The organism is Sphingomonas aracearum, assembly GCF_003345355.1.
In the GTDB taxonomy this organism is placed as follows: Bacteria; Pseudomonadota; Alphaproteobacteria; order Sphingomonadales; family Sphingomonadaceae; genus Sphingomonas; species Sphingomonas aracearum.
Genome location: NZ_QQNB01000003.1, coordinates 243,932 through 260,431 on the forward strand (window position 1 = coordinate 243,932; position 16,500 = coordinate 260,431).

14 protein-coding genes are annotated in these 16,500 nt (G+C 69.4%); 7 read left to right on the forward strand and 7 right to left on the reverse strand.

Annotated elements, in window-relative coordinates; genetic code table 11:
• Positions 1 to 10: 10 nt before the first annotated feature.
• The 5 genes from DVW87_RS14220 to DVW87_RS14240 form a co-directional block, all read right to left on the reverse strand.
• Positions 11 to 1,447 carry a lipopolysaccharide biosynthesis protein gene (locus DVW87_RS14220; RefSeq protein WP_114688472.1) on the reverse strand — a complete coding sequence of 479 codons (1,437 nt, stop codon included), beginning with the start codon at positions 1,445 to 1,447 and terminating at the stop codon, positions 11 to 13.
• 165 nt (positions 1,448 to 1,612) lie between these two features.
• Positions 1,613 to 4,381: a DNA polymerase I gene (gene polA / locus DVW87_RS14225; RefSeq protein ID WP_114688473.1), complete on the reverse strand. Its 2,769-nt coding sequence runs from the start codon at positions 4,379 to 4,381 to the stop codon at positions 1,613 to 1,615.
• 64 nt (positions 4,382 to 4,445) lie between these two features.
• Positions 4,446 to 5,597: a serine hydrolase gene (locus tag DVW87_RS14230; RefSeq protein WP_114688474.1), complete on the reverse strand. Its 1,152-nt coding sequence runs from the start codon at positions 5,595 to 5,597 to the stop codon at positions 4,446 to 4,448.
• Between the two features lie 104 nt (positions 5,598 to 5,701).
• Positions 5,702 to 7,291: an L-aspartate oxidase gene (nadB, locus tag DVW87_RS14235; protein ID WP_114688475.1), complete on the reverse strand. Its 1,590-nt coding sequence runs from the start codon at positions 7,289 to 7,291 to the stop codon at positions 5,702 to 5,704.
• A 149-nt stretch (positions 7,292 to 7,440) separates the two neighbouring features.
• Positions 7,441 to 8,775: a NupC/NupG family nucleoside CNT transporter gene (locus DVW87_RS14240; RefSeq protein WP_114688476.1), complete on the reverse strand. Its 1,335-nt coding sequence runs from the start codon at positions 8,773 to 8,775 to the stop codon at positions 7,441 to 7,443.
• A 129-nt stretch (positions 8,776 to 8,904) separates the two neighbouring features.
• Here DVW87_RS14240 and DVW87_RS14245 point away from each other — a divergent pair, with 129 nt between their 5' ends.
• The 5 genes from DVW87_RS14245 to DVW87_RS14265 are packed head-to-tail and all read left to right on the forward strand — an operon-like array spanning position 8,905 to position 12,473.
• Positions 8,905 to 9,591, forward strand: coding sequence for a queuosine precursor transporter (locus tag DVW87_RS14245; RefSeq protein WP_114688477.1), 687 nt, complete (start codon positions 8,905 to 8,907; stop codon positions 9,589 to 9,591).
• A 53-nt stretch (positions 9,592 to 9,644) separates the two neighbouring features.
• Positions 9,645 to 10,604: an acetylglutamate kinase gene (gene argB, locus DVW87_RS14250; RefSeq protein ID WP_114688478.1), complete on the forward strand. Its 960-nt coding sequence runs from the start codon at positions 9,645 to 9,647 to the stop codon at positions 10,602 to 10,604.
• Between the two features lie 17 nt (positions 10,605 to 10,621).
• Positions 10,622 to 10,930, forward strand: coding sequence for a YggT family protein (locus tag DVW87_RS14255; RefSeq protein WP_114688479.1), 309 nt, complete (start codon positions 10,622 to 10,624; stop codon positions 10,928 to 10,930).
• A gap of 39 nt (positions 10,931 to 10,969) precedes the next feature.
• Entirely contained in the window at positions 10,970 to 11,845 is an 876-nt protein-coding gene (folD, locus tag DVW87_RS14260; protein ID WP_114688480.1) for a bifunctional methylenetetrahydrofolate dehydrogenase/methenyltetrahydrofolate cyclohydrolase FolD, read from the forward strand.
• A 10-nt stretch (positions 11,846 to 11,855) separates the two neighbouring features.
• Positions 11,856 to 12,473, forward strand: coding sequence for a MarC family protein (locus DVW87_RS14265; protein WP_114688481.1), 618 nt, complete (start codon positions 11,856 to 11,858; stop codon positions 12,471 to 12,473).
• On the opposite strand, the gene DVW87_RS14270 is transcribed toward DVW87_RS14265, so the two are convergent.
• Positions 12,466 to 14,244 carry an AcrB/AcrD/AcrF family protein gene (locus DVW87_RS14270; protein WP_114688482.1) on the reverse strand — a complete coding sequence of 593 codons (1,779 nt, stop codon included), beginning with the start codon at positions 14,242 to 14,244 and terminating at the stop codon, positions 12,466 to 12,468. The genes DVW87_RS14265 and DVW87_RS14270 overlap by 8 nt on opposite strands.
• Before the next feature lie 66 nt (positions 14,245 to 14,310).
• Between DVW87_RS14270 and DVW87_RS14275 the strand changes: the two genes are divergently transcribed.
• Positions 14,311 to 14,736 (forward strand): GtrA family protein, encoded by a 426-nt coding sequence (locus DVW87_RS14275; protein ID WP_239017928.1) that lies wholly within the window; start codon positions 14,311 to 14,313, stop codon positions 14,734 to 14,736.
• A 4-nt stretch (positions 14,737 to 14,740) separates the two neighbouring features.
• Positions 14,741 to 15,469, forward strand: a complete 729-nt coding sequence (locus DVW87_RS14280) for a class I SAM-dependent methyltransferase (protein WP_114688483.1) — start codon at positions 14,741 to 14,743, stop codon at positions 15,467 to 15,469.
• A 3-nt stretch (positions 15,470 to 15,472) separates the two neighbouring features.
• On the opposite strand, the gene DVW87_RS14285 is transcribed toward DVW87_RS14280, so the two are convergent.
• On the reverse strand, positions 15,473 to 16,480 hold the full coding sequence (locus DVW87_RS14285; RefSeq protein ID WP_114688484.1) for a glycosyltransferase family 2 protein: 1,008 nt from the start codon (positions 16,478 to 16,480) through the stop codon (positions 15,473 to 15,475).
• Positions 16,481 to 16,500: the final 20 nt, after the last annotated feature.

Here is a 16,500-nt window from a genome sequence, read left to right on the forward strand (position 1 = left end):
CGGTGGGTGCCTACACCGCCGCGGCGGTCGGCAGGCTGGGCTCCTTGGGCATGCGGCTGAACAGCGCGCGGTCCTCGTCGGTGAAGGCGAAGCGGTAGAGCAGCCAGGCATAGGTGCCGATCATTGCCGGGATGCCGAACAATAGCTCCGCCCACTCATAGGTGCGCGGCAGCGCGGTGAAGAGCCCGCCCACCGCCGCGCCGCCCGCCACTGCCCACAGGAGCGGCCAGCGCAGGGGCGATACCCGCGCGCCGAGCAGGCGGGTGAGCAGGCTCGCCTTCGCCAGCGACATGCACAGCAAGGCCAGCAGCAGCGCCACCGCCACGCCCGCCGCCTGCCAGTTCTCCGGCCAGCCGAGCGCCCGCATGCCGTAGATCAGGCCGAAGCTCAGCCCGATCTGCAGCAGCAGCATGGTGACCGAGATCACCAGGTTGCGGATGCGCGCGATGTAGACCAGCGCCGATTCGCACACCGCCCCGGTGGAGGCCACCGCCTCGCCGGTCAGCAGAAAGCCGAGCGCGGCGGTGCCGGCGACGAATTGCGGGCCGACCACGCCCATCACGCCCTCGCCCGGGATCGACCCGATCAGCGCCAGGCCGAGCTGCGCCGCGACGATCCAGAACGCCACCTGCCGCACCTGATGCGCGATCGCCGCACGGTCGTTGCGCTTCAAGGCTTCGGTGATGACCGGGCCGAGGATCGGGTCGAAGCTGGTCTTCAGCTTCTGCGGGATGGAGGCGACCTGCTGCGCCATGTAGTAGATGCCGACGATCTTTGGCTCGAAGGTCAAGCCCAGGATGAAGCGATCGACGTTGCGCGTCGCCCATTCGATCGAGTCCGCGCCGGCCAGGGGCGCGTTGCGCCTCGCCATGGTGAACATCCGGCCGGGATGCGGCGTCCAGCCGTGCGGCCAGCCATAGCTGCGCACGAACGGCACCAAGGATGCGGTAAGCGCCGCCACCACCGAGGCGATGTAGGACAGGACCAGGCCGTCCTTCAGCGTGACGAACGAAAACGCCCAGGCGGCGATCGAGATCGTCCACGGCTCGATCACCGCCCGCGCGGTGACCGTCGCCTTCACGTTGCGGCGATAGGCGAGCGCGGCGAGGCTCACGTCGGACATGGCGGGTGCAAAGGTGATCGCCGCCAGCCAGCGGTCGAGCCCGTCGACGATGCTGTTGGGATACATGACCTGCGGGAAGGCGAACAACAGGGCGCCGAGCAGCAACGACACGACAAAGGTGAGCGCCAGGGCGTCCCAGACGACGCAGGCATGCGGCTGGTCCGACGAGGTGAGCGCCTGCGCCAGCCCGCGCTTCAGCCCGACGGTGGCGATCAGCGCGGCCAGCTCGACCACCACCACCGCCAGCGCGAACCGCCCCACCGCATCCGGGCCATAGACGCGACCGGCGATAAACAGGAACGGCAGTCGCGCGACGAGGCGCATGACGAAGCCTAAAATGTTCGTCCGGCCACCCTTGGCAAGCGCCGCGATGTCGTCGCCTTCGTGGGCGGGGGAGGTGTCAGCGGGCACTGGAGGAGTCCCGGCCGCGGAGAAGCGCCGCGGCGAAGCCGCGTCGTCGGCCGCGGCCGGCAGCCGCGCATAGCCGCGTCAATGCGCGGCTCCCCAGCTGGCGCCTACGCCGATCTCGACGCCGAGCGGCACGGTGAGCTTCACCGCAGGTTCCGCGGCCGTGGCCATGACATGGCCGATCACCTCGCGGGCGCGCTCCACCTCGGCGTCGGGCACTTCGAAGACGAGTTCGTCGTGCACCTGGAGGAGCATGCGCGTGCCTTCCAGCCCGGCCTCGCGCAGGGCAGGGGTCATGCGCACCATGGCGCGCTTGATGATGTCGGCGCTGGTGCCCTGGATCGGCGCGTTGATCGCCGCGCGCTCGGCGCCCTGGCGCTCATGCTGGACCTTGGACTTGATGCGCGCGAAATGCGTCTTGCGGCCGAACAGCGTCTGCGTGAAGCCGCGCTCGCGCACCTGGGTCAGCGTTTCGGCGATATAGCGGTTGATGCCGGGGAAGCGCTCGAAATAGCGGTCGATCATCGCCTGCGCCTCGTCCGCGGTGATGTCGAGCCGCCCCGCCAGGCCCCAGCGGCTGATGCCGTAGAGGATCGCGAAGTTGATCGTCTTGGCGCTCGCCCGCGTGTCGCGCGTCACCTCGCCGAACAGCTCCTGCGCGGTGAGGCTGTGGATGTCGTCGCCGCGCGCGAACGCCTCGCGCAGTTGCGGCACGTCGGCCATGTGCGCGGCGAGCCTGAGCTCGATCTGCGAATAGTCGGCGGCGAGGATGACGTGACCGGGCTCGGCGATGAACGCATCGCGGATCTGTCGGCCGATCTCGGTGCGGATTGGGATGTTCTGCAGGTTCGGCTCGGTGGAGGACAATCGCCCGGTCTGCGCGCCGGTCAGCGAATAGCTGGTGTGCACGCGGCCGGTTTTCGGGTTGATCTCGTTCTGGAGCGCATCGGTATAGGTGTTCTTGAGCTTGGTCAGCTGCCGCCAGTCGAGCACGCGCGCGGCGATCTCCGCACCGGCGGAATCCTTGTCGGCGGCGATCCGCTCCAGCTCGGTGACGTCGGTGGAATAGACGCCGGACTTGCCCTTGCGCCCGCCCTTCACGCCCATCCGCTCGAACAGGATGTCGCCCAGCTGCTTGGGGCTGCCGATGGTGAACGGCGCGCCGGCCAGCCCGTGGATCACCGTTTCCAGCCCGGCGATCTGGCCGGAGAACTCCGCCGACAGGCCGGACAGGCGCTCGCGGTCCACCTTGATGCCGTGCCGCTCCATCTGCGCGATCACCGGCACGAGCGGCCGGTCGACCATCTCGTAGACGCGGGTGGAGCCTTCCGCCGGCAGCCGCGCCTTGAACCGCTTCCACAGGCGATAGGTCACGTCCGCATCCTCGGCGGCGTAGCGGGTGGCGCTTTTCAGGTCGATCTCGTGGAAGCCGCGCTGCGACTTGCCGGTGCCGACCACGTCCTTGTAGGCGATGCAGCTGTGCGACAGGTGGGTGGCGGCAAGCTCGTCCATGCCATGGCCGTGGAGCCCGGCATCCAGGTCGAAGCTCATCACGATCGTGTCGTCATGCGGCGCGACGGCAATCCCGCATTCGCCCAGGACGATCATGTCGAACTTGAGGTTGTGCCCGATCTTGAGCACCGCCGGATCCTCGCACAGGTCCTTCAGCCGGGCGAGCGCGTCTTCCCGCGCGATCTGCACCGGCACCTCCGACAGCAGGTCGCTGCCGCCATGGCCGAGCGGCACGTAGCAGGCGCGGTTGGCGCCGAGCGCGAGGGAGACGCCGACCAGATCGGCGCGGGTGGCGTCGGTGCCGGTGGTCTCCGTGTCGATCGCGACGAAGCCTTGCGCGCGCGCCTCGGCGATCCAGCGGTCGAGCGAGTCGACCGTCGTAACCGTCTCATAGCTGTCGTGGTCGCACGGCGGGTCTTCGGCGAACGGTACCGACGCCGGCGCCTCCACCGGCGCGTCCGCCACCTGGCCGAGCCGGCCGAGCAGCGTCTTGAAGCCGTGATGCTCCAGAAACGCCCGCAGCGGCGCTTCCGGAATGCCCTGCAGCACCAGCTCGTCGAGCGGATGCTCCAGTGGCACGTCGCAGGCGAGCTCCACCAGCTTGCGCGACAGGCGCGCGGCCTCGGCATGCTCGATCAGATTGTCGCGCAGCTTGCCCTTCTTGAACGTGTCGGAGGCTGCGGCGGCGAGCACGCCTTCCACGTCGCCATGTTCCAGGATCAGCTTGGCCGCCGTCTTCGGGCCGACACCGGGCACGCCGGGCACATTGTCCACGCTGTCGCCCATCAGCGCCAGCACGTCGCCCAGCTTGTCCGGGCCGACGCCGAACTTCTCCACCACCGCTTCCGGCCCCAGCCGGCGGTTGTTCATCGTGTCCAGCATGTCGACGGACGGGTCCGTCATCAGCTGCATCAGGTCCTTGTCGGAGCTGACGATGGTCACGGACCAGCCCTGCGCCAGCGCCGCCCTGGTGTAGCTGGCGATCAGGTCGTCCGCTTCCCAGCCTTCCTCCTCGATGCACGGCAAGGAGAAGGCGCGGGTGGCGTCGCGGATCATCGGGAATTGCGGAACGAGGTCCTCGGGCGGCGGCGGGCGGTGCGCCTTGTACTGATCGTACATCGCGTTGCGGAAGGTGCTGGACGACTTGTCCAGGATCACCGCCATGTGCGTCGGCCCGTCCGCACGGTGCAGCTCGTCGGCGAGCTTCCACAACATGGTGGTATAGCCATAGACGGCGCCGACCGGCTCGCCATGCTTGTTGGTCAGGGGCGGAAGGCGATGATACGCGCGGAAGATGTAGCCCGATCCGTCGACCAGATAGAGGTGGTTGGCAGCCATGGAGGCCAGATAGCAGCGCGCCCGCCCGCCCCCAAGGGCCGGTCAGGCGATTGTTCCCGACCTGTTACTTCTGTGTCCCAGCGTCCGCCGCGCCGGTGCGGGCATAGGTCGGTCCGCTGCGATGGCTGGCGACCACGGCCGCCGCCACCGCCTGCATCAGCGCCTGGCGTTGCGGAATGGAGCGCCGCGTGTCGCCGATCATCACCGCCACTGCGTAGCGCGTGCCGTCCGGCGCGGTGAGCAGCCCGACATCGTTGTATCCGGCGGTACGGCCGAGCAGGTCCTGGCCCGTGCCGGTCTTGTGCGCGGAGGTCCAGCTCGCCGGCACCGCGCCGCGCAGCCGCTGCGGCCCCGTGCGCGAGGCTTCCATGGTCGACAGGAGGTAGCGGGTGGAGGCCGGCGACAGCAGCTCGCCCCGGGCCAGCGCGGCCAGCGCAAAGGCGATGGCGGAAGGCGCGGCGCCGTCCGGCGGATTGTCGACATAGGCGTCGAAGGCCGCGATCCGCGTCTCGCGCGAGAGCTTCGCGCGCGCTGCCTGAAAGGCGAGCCCGCGCGAATATTCCGAGCGCCAGGAGAGCCCTGCCGTGCCCGCCTGAAGCAGCCGCTCGCCCGGGCCGAAGCCGATCGCACCAAGGCCCTTGCGCTGAATGAAGCCGCGCACCGCTTCCGGCCCGCCGACCGTCTGGAGAAGTTTGTCGTTGGCGGTGTTGTCGCTGGTCGTCAGCGCGCGGCGGAGCAGCTCGCGCACGTCGGTGTGGTAACCGTCGCCCTTCACCAGCATCGCCATGGGCTGGTGGAACACGGTCAGGTCCTCCGATCGCACCACCAGCGGCGTATCGAGGCTCAGCCGCCCGCGATCGACCTGGTCGAGCACGGTCATCGCCACCCACAGCTTGGACACGCTCTGCTGCGGCAGGAGCAGGCTGCCGTTGCTGTCCGCCGACCAGCCGCCATCCACCGCCCGCACGGCGATGCCGACCTTGCCGCCGAAATTGCGCCCGAGGTCGCCGATCGTCTCAACCAGCGCGGCGGGCGCCTGTGGCCGGACGGGGCGGGGCGGCACCCATTGTTCGGTGCGTCCCGACGGCACCGGGACGCGCGCCGCGGGGGTGCGGGAGGCGCGCGTATCGGCAACGCAGGCGGCGAGCAGCGACAGCAGCGCCAGGGCGCCCAGCCGATGAAGATTTCTCGCGATTCCGGAAGATCCCCGCCCCATGCGCGTGACACTATCTCCTTCAGCCGAAAGCGGAATCCCTGCAGCCGCCCGTTGCGGTGAGTTGCGGCTCCGCCGCGTCCAGTCGCGGCCGAAGGCGCCGGCAATCACGGCACCAGCACGGTGTCGGCCGCCGCGTCGAGCCTTTCCGGATAGTCGAGCGTGTAGTGCAGCCCGCGGCTTTCGTGGCGGTGGAGCGCCGAGCGGACGATGAGGTCGGCGGTTTGCAGCAGGTTGCGCAGCTCGATCAGGTCCGGCGTCACCCGGAAGTGGCCGTAATGCTCGTTCACCTCGTCCGTCAGCAGCTGGATGCGGCGGCGCGCGCGCTCCAGGCGCTTGGTGGTGCGCACGATGCCGACATAATTCCACATGAACCGGCGGATCTCCGTCCAGTTCTGCTTGATGACCACTTCCTCGTCGGAATCGGTGACGCGGCTTTCGTCCCAGGCGCGCACCGGCGGCACGGCGGGCAGCGTGTCCCAGCGGCGCACGATGTCGCGCGCGACCGCCTCGCCGAACACGAAGCATTCCAGCAGCGAGTTGGACGCCAGGCGGTTGGCGCCGTGCAGCCCGGATTCGGTGCATTCGCCCGCGGCGTAGAGGTTGGGCAGGTCCGTGCGCCCGTCCAGGTCCACCACCACGCCGCCGCAGGTGTAATGCTGCGCCGGCACCACCGGGATCGGTCCGGCGGTCATGTCGATGCCGAGACCGAGCAGCTTGTCGTGGATCGTCGGAAAGTGGTGACGCACGAACTCCGCGCCCATGTGGCTGATGTCGAGATGGACGTAATCGAGGCCGTAGCGCTTGATCTCGGCATCGATCGCGCGGGCGACCACGTCGCGGGGGGCCAGCTCCATCCGCTCGGCATCGTAATAGGCCATGAAGCGCTTGCCGGTGGTGGGGTTGACCAGCCGCCCGCCCTCGCCGCGCACCGCCTCCGTGATCAGGAAGTTCTTGACCTCCAGATGGTAGAGGCAGGTCGGGTGGAACTGCATCATCTCCATGTTGGAGACGCGCGCGCCGGCGCGCCACGCCATGGCGATGCCGTCCCCGGTCGCGCCGCGCGGGGCGGTGGAGAACAGATAGGTGCGCCCCGCGCCGCCCGTCGCCAGCACCGTCGCGCGCGCGGTGTACAGCTCCACCCGCCCGCTCGCGCGGTTCACGGCATAGACGCCCCAGACGTTGCCGGCGCCGGAATAGCGCTCCTCGTGCCGGCTGGTGGCGAGATCGATCGCCACCCTGTCCGGCACCAGCGTGATGTTGGAATGCGCCTCGCACGCGCGTTGCAGCGCCTCCTGCACCGCCCAGCCGGTCGCGTCGTTGACATGGACGATGCGCCGGTGGCTGTGCCCGCCCTCGCGGGTGAGGTGCAGGGCATCCCCCTCTTCGTTGAACGGCACGCCGAGCTGTTGCAGCCGCGCGATCGCGGCCGGCGCGTTGCCGACGACCATCTCGACGGTGGCGCGGTCGTTCAGGCCGGCGCCGGCGATCATCGTGTCCTCCACATGCGCCTCGAACGTGTCGCCCGGCTCCAGCACCGCGGCGATCCCGCCTTGCGCCCAGGCGGTCGAGCCTTCGTTCAGCCCGCCCTTGGCCAGCACGGTGACGCGGTGATGGTCGGCCAGGTTCAGCGCGGCGGTAAGCCCGGCCGCGCCCGAGCCGATGATGAGCACGTCGGGGGAATGCGGGTCGGTCATGGCACCCGCTTTGCGGGCGGCGGCTGCGGCTTGCAAGGTCGTGTTACCCGGCGAAGGCCGGGGCCCAGGTGGAAAGGTGCTTGTTGGAGAGCGCGCCGCGCTGCCATGTCCGGCTCCCAACTTGACCCCGGCCTTCACCGGGGAACAGATCAGGGCAGCAGCAACCCCGCCAGCGCCGCGCTCATCAGGTTGGCGAGGCTCCCCGCCGCCAGCGCGCGCAGGCCGAGCCGGGCGATGGTCGGCCGCTGGTTGGGGGCAAGGCTGCCGGTCACCGCCATCTGGATCGCGATGGACGAGAAATTGGCGAAACCGCACAAGGCGAAGGTGACCACCGCGATGGTGCGCGGGGAAAGCTGCGCGGACTGCTTGCCGAGATCGATATAGGCGACGAATTCGTTGAGCACGATCTTCTCGCCGAACAGGCCGCCGGCGATCCCCGCCTCGTTCCACGGCACGTTGAGCAGGAACATGACCGGCTGGAAGACATAACCGAGCAGCCCCTGGAAGCTCAGCGTCGGGTAGCCGAACCACCCGCCCACCATGCCGAGCAGCCCGTTGGCGAGCGCGACGAGCGCCACGAACGCGAGCACCATCGCGCCCACCGCAACGGCCAGCCGCACGCCGGTCTGCGCGCCTTGCGCGGCGGCCATGATGAGGTTGGCGGGCTTCTCCTCGTCATGCGTCGCCTCGGGCAGCGGCTCGCCCGGCGTGCCCTCCGGCAGCAGGGCGGCGGGCCCGCGACCGCTGATCCGCGCCTCGGCCAGCTCGATCTGCCGGTCCTCGTCGGGCAGATCGCCGAGCGCCAGCTCGCCTTCGGGCGGCACCGAGCGGTCCGGCATGATGATCTTGGCCATCAGGATGCCGCCGGGCGCGGCCATGAAGCTGGCCGCGAGCAGATATTCGATGCGGATGCCCATGGAGGCATAGGCCGCCAGGATCGTGCCGGCGACGCCCGCCATGCCGCTGGTCATCACGGTGAACACCTGCGGCGGCGTGAGCCCGGCGAGATAGGGGCGGATGACGAGCGGCGATTCGCTCTGCCCCACGAAGATGTTGGCCGCGGCGCACAGGCTTTCCACCTTGGACGCGCCGATCACCGCCTCGATCGCGCCCCCGATCCAGCGCACCACCAGCTGCATGACGCCGAGATAATAGAGGATCGACACCAGGCTGGCGAAGAAGATGATGACGGGCAGGGCGGCGATGGCGAAGCTGGTGCCGCCCACCGCCGGGCTCGCCAGATTGCCGAACAGGAAGACGGTGCCCTGCTGCGAATAGCCGAGCAGCGCGGAGACGCCCGCCGACGCGCCGGCCAGCACCGCCCGGCCCGGACCCCAGTACAGGACGACCACCGCGATCAGCACCTGCAGCGCAAAGGCGGCGCCCACCACGCGCGGGCGAATGGCGCGGCGATCGGCGGACAGCAGCACGGCGATCCCCAGGATCACGACAATGCCGGCGATCCCGACCAGGAACTTGTTCATCAGCAGACCCGTCCGTGTTCTTTCCGACGGCGCAAGCCCCCCGGCTGCGCAAAACCCGGCGACCATACAGTGCCTTCGCGGGAGCGCCAGACGTTTGACGCGGTTGAGGAAAAGCCGGTAGCGTGCCGCATGGATCATCGCTCCTCCGCCACCATCACCGTGCCGCGCTCGCTGTTCGTCTTTTCGGTCTTCTACGGCGGCATGGTCTGCATCGCCGGGGTGCTCGGCAACAAGCAGGTCGCGCTGGGCCCGCTTTCCGCGGTGGGGCCGCTGGTCGGCCTGGGGCCGCTGGCGGTGGAGGCGGGGATCTTCGCCTTTCTGCTGCTGGTGGTGGTGTCCAGCGCGATCGCCGAGCTGCACGGCGGCACGCTCGCCAACCGGCTGGTGCGGGTCGGCTTCCTTCCGCTGATCGTCTCCATCCTCCTGTCGGTGATCGTGCGCGTGCTGCCCGCCGCGCCGGACATGCAGCCCGCGAACCGCGATGCGATCCAGCTGGTGCTGGGCGGCACCTGGCGCATCTGGCTGGGCGGGATCATCGCCTACGGCGTGTCGCAGACGCTGAACGTCACCATCTTCGCCGCGCTGAAGGGGCGCGAGGGCGCGCACCTCCTGTGGCTGCGCGCGGCCGTTGCCGGCATGCTGAGCCAGGTGGTGGATACCCTGCTGTTCGCGACCATCGCCTTCTGGGGCGTGTTTCCGATAGGCGAGCTGCTGCTCGGCCAGATGATCGTGAAGGTGATCCTGTCGGCGGTGCTGGTGCCGCCGCTGATCTACTTCTTCGTCGGCCTGGGACGCAGGCTGGACGCGAGCATCTGATGCGCGCGCGGGAGATCATTTGCACGCTCCCGCGCTCCCGCTAAAGGGCGCGCATGACCGACCACACGCCCGATCCGGCCCTCCTCCAGCGCGCCGAAATCCTCGTCGAGGCGCTGCCGTACATGCAGCGCTACGCCGGGCGCACCTTTGTGGTGAAATATGGCGGCCACGCCATGGGCAGCCCGGAGGCGCAGCGCGATTTCGCCGAGGACATCGTGCTGATGAAGGCGGTGGGCATCAACCCGGTGGTGGTGCACGGCGGGGGACCGCAGATCGGCGCCATGCTCAAGCGGCTGGGCGTGGAGTCGCGCTTCGTGGACGGTTTGCGCGTCACCGACGCCGAAACCGCGCGCATCGCCGAAATGGTCCTGGCCGGCTCCATCAACAAGGAGATCGTCGGCTGGATCGGCGAGGCGGGGGGCCGCGCCGTCGGCATCGCCGGCAAGGATGCGGGCTTCGTCACCGCCGAGAAGGTGACCCGCACCGAGGCCGACCGGCTGCAGGGGATCGAGCGGCACGTCGATCTCGGCTTTGTCGGCGAGCCGGTGGCGATCGACCGCACGATCATCGACACCTTGTCCGATGCCGGGATCATCCCGGTGGTGGCGCCGATCGCGATCGGCGCGGACGGCGCGACCTACAACATCAACGCCGACACCATGGCCGGCGCGATCGCCGCGGCGCTGGGCGCCGAGCGCCTGTTCATGCTGACGGACGTGGTCGGCGTGCTCGACAAGCAGGGCGAGCTGCTCACCGATCTCGATGCCGCTGCCGTGCGGGCGCTGCGCGAGGACGGCACCATCTCGGGCGGCATGATCCCGAAGCTGGAAACCTGCGTGAACGCGGTGGAAGGCGGCGTGGACGCAGCGGTGATCCTCGACGGTCGGGTGCCGCATGCCATCCTGCTGGAGATCTTCACCCGGCGTGGCGCGGGCACGCTGGTGCGGCGCGCCAGGGTGAAGGGGCACGCGGACGCCGACGCACAGCCGGGTGCTGGCGAAACGACCGAATAGCGACTATCTCCGCTACCATGCTTGTTCTCATCCAGATCCTCGACATCCTCCTGAACGTCGTCTGGTGGATCATCTTCGCGCAGTTCATCCTGTCGCTGCTGCTGCTGTTCAACGTCATCAGCCTGTCCAACGACGGCGTCCGCGCGGTGTATGCCGCGCTGGATCGCATGACGGAGCCGATGTACCGCCCGATCCGCCGCGTGCTGCCGACCTTCGGCACGCTGGACCTGTCGCCGATGGTGGTGCTGATCGTGGTGCGCATCCTTCAGGCGGTGGTGCTGCCGGCGCTCGCCGCGCAGTTCGCCGCGCCGGCGGTCTACGGCTGAGGGTGGCATACGTGGCGCGCTGCTTCTAAGGATGGCGGCATGAGCGCCACGATCATCGACGGAAAAGCCCATGCCGCCCGCCTGCGCGAACGGATCGCCGTGCAGGCCGCGGCCTTTGCCGGTGCCGCCGGCCGGGCGGCCGGTCTGGCGGTGGTGCTGGTGGGCGAGGATCCCGCCAGCGCCGTGTATGTCCGCTCCAAGGGCAAGGCGACGATCGCCGCCGGCATGGAAAGCTTCGAGCATCGCCTGCCCGCCGATACCGATCAGGCCGCGCTGATCGCGCTGGTCGATCGGCTCAACGCCGATCCGGCGGTGGACGGCATCCTGGTCCAGCTGCCGCTGCCCGCGCATCTCGATGCCGACGCGATCCTGACGCGCATCGATTCCGACAAGGACGTGGACGGGTTCCACCCGGTGAATGTCGGCCGGCTGATGCTGGGCCTGCCGGGCCTCGTGCCCTGCACGCCCTATGGCTGCCTGTTGCTGCTCCAGGACGTGCTCGGCGACTTGACCGGCCTCGACGCGGTGGTGGTCGGCCGTTCCAACATCGTCGGCAAGCCGATGGCGGCGCTGCTGACCGCGGCGAGCGCGACGGTGACGATCGCCCATTCGCGCACCCGCGACCTGGCCGCGGTTGTCCGGCGCGCCGACATCGTCGTCGCCGCGGTCGGCCGGGCGCAGATGATCCCGGGCGACTGGATCAAGCCTGGCGCCACCGTGATCGACGTGGGCATCAACCGCACCGATGCCGGGCTGGTCGGCGATGTCGACTTCGCCTCCGCGGTGGAGGTCGCCGGTGCGATCACGCCGGTGCCGGGCGGGGTGGGGCCGATGACCATCGCCTGCCTCTTGCGCAACACGGTGGTGGCGGCGGCGCGGCGCGAAGGCGTTCCGCTGGACATGAGCGCCCTGTGAGCGTGCGCCCGTGATCGAGCTCTACGTCTCCTGCCTCATCACGTTCTTCGTCGTCATCGATCCGCCCGGCTGCGCGCCGATCTATGCCGGGCTGACGGCGGGGGCGACGCCCACCCATGCCCGCGCCATGGCGGTGCGCGCGGTGCTGGTGTCCGCGGCGATCCTGCTCGTCTTCGCGCTGTTCGGCGAGGATCTGCTCCACGCGCTCGGCATCACCTTGCCCAGCTTCCGCATCGCCGGCGGCATCATGCTGTTCCTGATCGCGCTCGAAATGGTGTTCGAAAAGCGCACCCAGCGCCGCGAGGACCGCGCCGCGCAGGTCGCCGCCGAGGAGGTGGAGGACGTTTCCATCTTCCCCATGGCCATGCCGATGATCGCCGGGCCGGGCTCCATCGCCTCCGTGATGCTGCTGATGGGGCGCGCGCACGGCATGGAGGAATCGCTGGTCGTGCTGGGCGCGCTGGCGACGATCCTGCTGGTGATGCTCGGCGCCCTGCTGCTCGCCCGCCCGCTGATGCGGGTGCTCGGCGCCAAGATCGAGGCGGTCATCACCCGCCTGCTGGGCGTGCTGCTCGCCGCGCTGGCCGTGCAGTTCGTGATCGACGGCCTGCGCGTCAGCCTTACCTGATCCGGAACAGCCGGAACGGCGCGCCCCTGGGCAAAGGCACCGGCGTCAGCCAGTCGAAGCGCGCGTTGCTGGCCAGCTGGTCGTAGAAGCCCCCGGGATTGCGGGCGCGGTACACGGTCGATTCGGACATGTTCGGGCAGACCAGCAGCATTGTCGCGCCGTGCGCCTTCATGATGCCGCGCGCTTCCGCCGGCGTGCGGGAAAAGGCGTGCTGCACATCGAGGATCGCATCGCCGTTGCGGTGATAGGGGCCGGCCACGGCGCTGTGATGGGTGGCGACGATCAGCCGCGGGCCGAGGTCCACGAAGGTGAACATCGTGGTCGCGGCGAAGCGGTCGAGCTGTTGCAGGCGCGGCAGTGACGTGCACTTGCCGCCCGCGCGGTTGATCTGCTGCATGCGCGGGGAAGGCGGGTCCACCTTCAGCCAGCGGATCGCAAAGGCGGAGAACAGGCCGGAGAGGAGGAGAAACGCGCCCACCGTCCCGAACACGCGCACGAAGACCGAGCGGTTGGCGAGCAGGATCGGCAGCACGATCCAGGCCAGCGCGGTTGCGCCCGGCACCGCCAGCAACTGCGCCGCGGGCCCGGCGCGCGCCTGCCACAACAGCATCAGCGCGGCAAAGGTGACGAACAGCATCACCGGCAGCCACCCGGAGATTGCCGGAGAGCGCCGCGCGCGCCAGGTGGCCAGGATCGCGCCGATCACGCCGATCACCGGCAGCACGGCGATCGGAAAGGCGTTGCGGAACGGGTGCTTGTAGATCGGCTTGGCCTCGCGCACGTTGCTGAGCCAGCTTTTCACCAGTTCGGGCGAAACCTGTTCCGGCCGGCCGAGGCATTGCGGGAACACCAGGGCAAAACCGCCCGCCACCACCGCGCCCGCCGCAGCCGCCGCGCCAAGTCGCGCGGCGCGACTTTGCGGACTCCACCGCGCGCACAGGAACAGCAGCGCGCCGGCAACCACCGTGACGCTCAGCCACACCGGCGTGAGCGCATCGCAGCGCGCGGCGCGGTTGGCATAGCTGGCGAACACCGCGAAGCCGAGCGCGGTGCCGCCGCCGAGCGACAGCGCATAGGCCTGCAGCCGCGGCGCCTCCTCGTGCGTCCAGACCCAGCGCAATGCGACGATCGCCCCCGCCATGGCGCAATAAGGCAGCATCTCCAGCCCGATCGCCAGCGACACCGCGCTGGCCACGCCGACAAGCAAGCCGCCGCGCGGTCCCTTCGGATCGCACAGGCCCGCCACGGTGACGCTCAGCATGGCAAGCTGCCAGCCGTGATGGTCGACGCGGTCGGGCGAGAACATCAAGAGGGTGGCGGTGCAGCCCATCAGCAGCACCAGCGCGAGCGGCCAGGCGAGCGGTGCGACCAGCCGCCGCGCCGTCGCTGCCAGCCCGGCCATGGCGATCGACAGCGGCAGCAGCGGCGCGATGCCGCAGGCGAGCTTTTCGGCCATCTCGGTGCCGGCAAACGGCCGCAGCACCACGATCAGCGCGGCCAGCGGCAGGTCGACGATGCGGCTCCAATGGATGTCGAAGCCGGCCGGCGGGTTGAGCCGGTACTGTCGCAGATCAAACCAGCCCTGCCCGCCGAGCCAGGCGCGTACCTGCATCAGCCGCATGTTGTCGTCCGTGTCGCCGAGGCCCAGCCAGTAGATCTGCGCCCAATGGCTCCACACCGACCAGATGCAGGCGAACAGCCATACGACCAGCGTCAGCTGCAACCAGTGCCGGTCGAGATCGTCCCGGAATGCCGCCGCCCCGCTTTTCACGTTTCCCAAGGCACCTTCCCTTAATCTGCCCGCGGCCCTAACAGCACGCCCGCAAAGGACAAGTTCTTGACCGCTTCCCGTCTCCACCGCCTGCGCGACAACGAGGTCTTCTGGCAGCTCGTGCGCTTCGGCATCGCCGGCGGGCTTTCCACCGTGATCTATTCGGCCGTCTACCTGCCGCTTGCCTGGTGGGTGTTCGGCGAGCGCCTGTCCGTGCTGGCGGTCGCCCCGGCGTTCGTGGTCGCCGCGGCGGTCGGCTTCGTGCTGCACAGCCGGTGGAGCTTCAAGGGCTATGGCACGCGCGACACGAGCGGGCGGCAGCAGGCGAAGTTCCTGGCGGTGCAGCTGTCCGGCATGGCGCTGAACCTCGCCTTCACCTGGATCATCACCGGCCCGCTGTTCCACGGCCCCGCCTGGGCGCCGCTGGTGCCGTGCATCTTCGTCACCCCGCTCGCGACCTTTGCCCTCAACCGTCAACTGGTGTTCAAGTAAGAATATGGACCGCATCGTCTACGACCGCATGGCCGCGCATGATTCCACGCATTGGTGGTACCGCGCCCGGCGCGACATCCTGGCGGACTATCTGACGCGCGAGGGCCGGCTGCCCGGCAACGCCCGCATCCTGGAGATCGGCTGCGGCACGGGGCACAACCTGCCGATGCTCGCGCATTTCGGGCAGGTGGAGGCGATCGAGATCGATCCCGCCGCCCGCGCCATCGCTGCCGAGCGGATCGGCCGCGCGGTGTCCGCCGCGCCGCTCCCCGTCCTGCCGGGCGTGGAGCGCGGCGCCTACGACCTGATCGCCGTGCTCGACGTGGTGGAGCATATCGAGGACGATGTCGCCGCGCTGAAGGCGATGGCCGCCTGCCTGAAGCCGGGCGGCAAGATCCTCATCACCGTGCCGGCGCATCAGTGGATGTGGTCGGCGCACGACGTGGTGAACCACCATCACCGGCGCTATTCGAAGAAGACGCTGCGCCACGCGCTGCACCGCGCCGGCCTCAGGGAGCGCAAGCTCGGCTATTTCAACTCGCTGCTGTTCCCGCTGGCCGCCGCGGCGCGCATGGTGGGGCGGATGACCGGCAAGGACGACAGCGACGATTCGCCGCCGCCGCCGGTGCTCAACAGCCTGTTCGAAGGCATCTTCCGGCTGGAACGCCACATGGTCGGCCGCGTGCCGATGAGCCCCGGCGTGTCGATCATCACGCTGGCGGAGCCGGCCTGACCGTCACTCCGCGCGGGTGCGGGGGTCGCTCGCGCGGACATCCTCCTCGCGGAAGCCCAGCGTCGCGCGGCCCTGCACCGGGCCGGCGACGTCCGCCACCAGGTAGAGCGGGCGGCGCTTCACCTCCACGTACATCCGGCCGAGATATTCACCGATCATCCCCAGCACGAACATCTGGATCGAGCTGAGCACCGTCACCACCAGCATGGTGGACGTCCAGCCCTGCACCGGATCGCCCTCGAAATAACCCCAGGCGATGTAGAACAGCAGCAGCAGCGACGCGCCGGCGAGGATCACCGACGCATGGCTGGCAAAGCGCAGCGGCGCGGTGGAAAAGCCGGTCACCGCATCAAAGGCCAGGCGCACCATCTTGCCGATCGGGTAATGCGTGTCGCCGGCATGCCGCTCCGCGCGGTCATAGGGAAAGGGCACCTGGCGGAAACCGATCCACGCCACCATGCCGCGAATGAACCGCGCCTGCTCGGGCAGCGCGAGCAGCGCGTCGAGCGCGCGGCGGCTCATCAGCCGGAAGTCGCCGGTGTCGAGCGGGATCTCCGTATCGGTCAGGCGCTTCAGCAGGCGGTAGAACATCGCCGCCGTCGCCTTCTTGAAGAACGTCTCCCCCTCGCGCTTGCGGCGCACGGCATAGACGACATCCGCCCCTTCCGCCGCCATCACCGCGCGCATGTCGGACAGCAGTTCCGGCGGGTCCTGCAGGTCGGCATCGATGATGAGGATCTGCTCGCCGCTCGACAGGTCCAGCCCCGCCGTCAGCGCCAGCTGGTGGCCGTGGTTGCGCGACAGGTTGATCGCGACGAGATGCGGGTCGCGCGCGGCCAGCCGCTGCATCGCCGGCCAGCTCGCGTCGCGGGAGCCGTCGTTGACGAACAGGATCTCGTACTCCTCGCCCACCGCCGCCCGCGCCGCGGCGGAAACCCGCGCGTGCAGCAGGTCGAGGCAGGCTTCCTCGTTGTAGCAGGGGACGACGATCGACAGCAGGGGACGCACCATAAGGCGGGCTTGTAGAGCGG

Excerpts from the sequence above, each read along its gene's own strand:
- DVW87_RS14220 (WP_114688472.1), bottom strand. The coding sequence starts at position 1,447 with ATGCGCCTCGTCGCGCGACTGCCGTTCCTGTTTATCGCCGGTCGCGTC.
- polA (WP_114688473.1), bottom strand. The coding sequence starts at position 4,381 with ATGGCTGCCAACCACCTCTATCTGGTCGACGGATCGGGCTACATCTTC.
- DVW87_RS14230 (WP_114688474.1), bottom strand. The coding sequence starts at position 5,597 with ATGGGGCGGGGATCTTCCGGAATCGCGAGAAATCTTCATCGGCTGGGC.
- nadB (WP_114688475.1), bottom strand. The coding sequence starts at position 7,291 with ATGACCGACCCGCATTCCCCCGACGTGCTCATCATCGGCTCGGGCGCG.
- DVW87_RS14240 (WP_114688476.1), bottom strand. The coding sequence starts at position 8,775 with ATGAACAAGTTCCTGGTCGGGATCGCCGGCATTGTCGTGATCCTGGGG.
- DVW87_RS14245 (WP_114688477.1), top strand. The coding sequence starts at position 8,905 with ATGGATCATCGCTCCTCCGCCACCATCACCGTGCCGCGCTCGCTGTTC.
- argB (WP_114688478.1), top strand. The coding sequence starts at position 9,645 with ATGACCGACCACACGCCCGATCCGGCCCTCCTCCAGCGCGCCGAAATC.
- DVW87_RS14255 (WP_114688479.1), top strand. The coding sequence starts at position 10,622 with ATGCTTGTTCTCATCCAGATCCTCGACATCCTCCTGAACGTCGTCTGG.
- folD (WP_114688480.1), top strand. The coding sequence starts at position 10,970 with ATGAGCGCCACGATCATCGACGGAAAAGCCCATGCCGCCCGCCTGCGC.
- DVW87_RS14280 (WP_114688483.1), top strand. The coding sequence starts at position 14,741 with ATGGACCGCATCGTCTACGACCGCATGGCCGCGCATGATTCCACGCAT.
- DVW87_RS14285 (WP_114688484.1), bottom strand. The coding sequence starts at position 16,480 with ATGGTGCGTCCCCTGCTGTCGATCGTCGTCCCCTGCTACAACGAGGAA.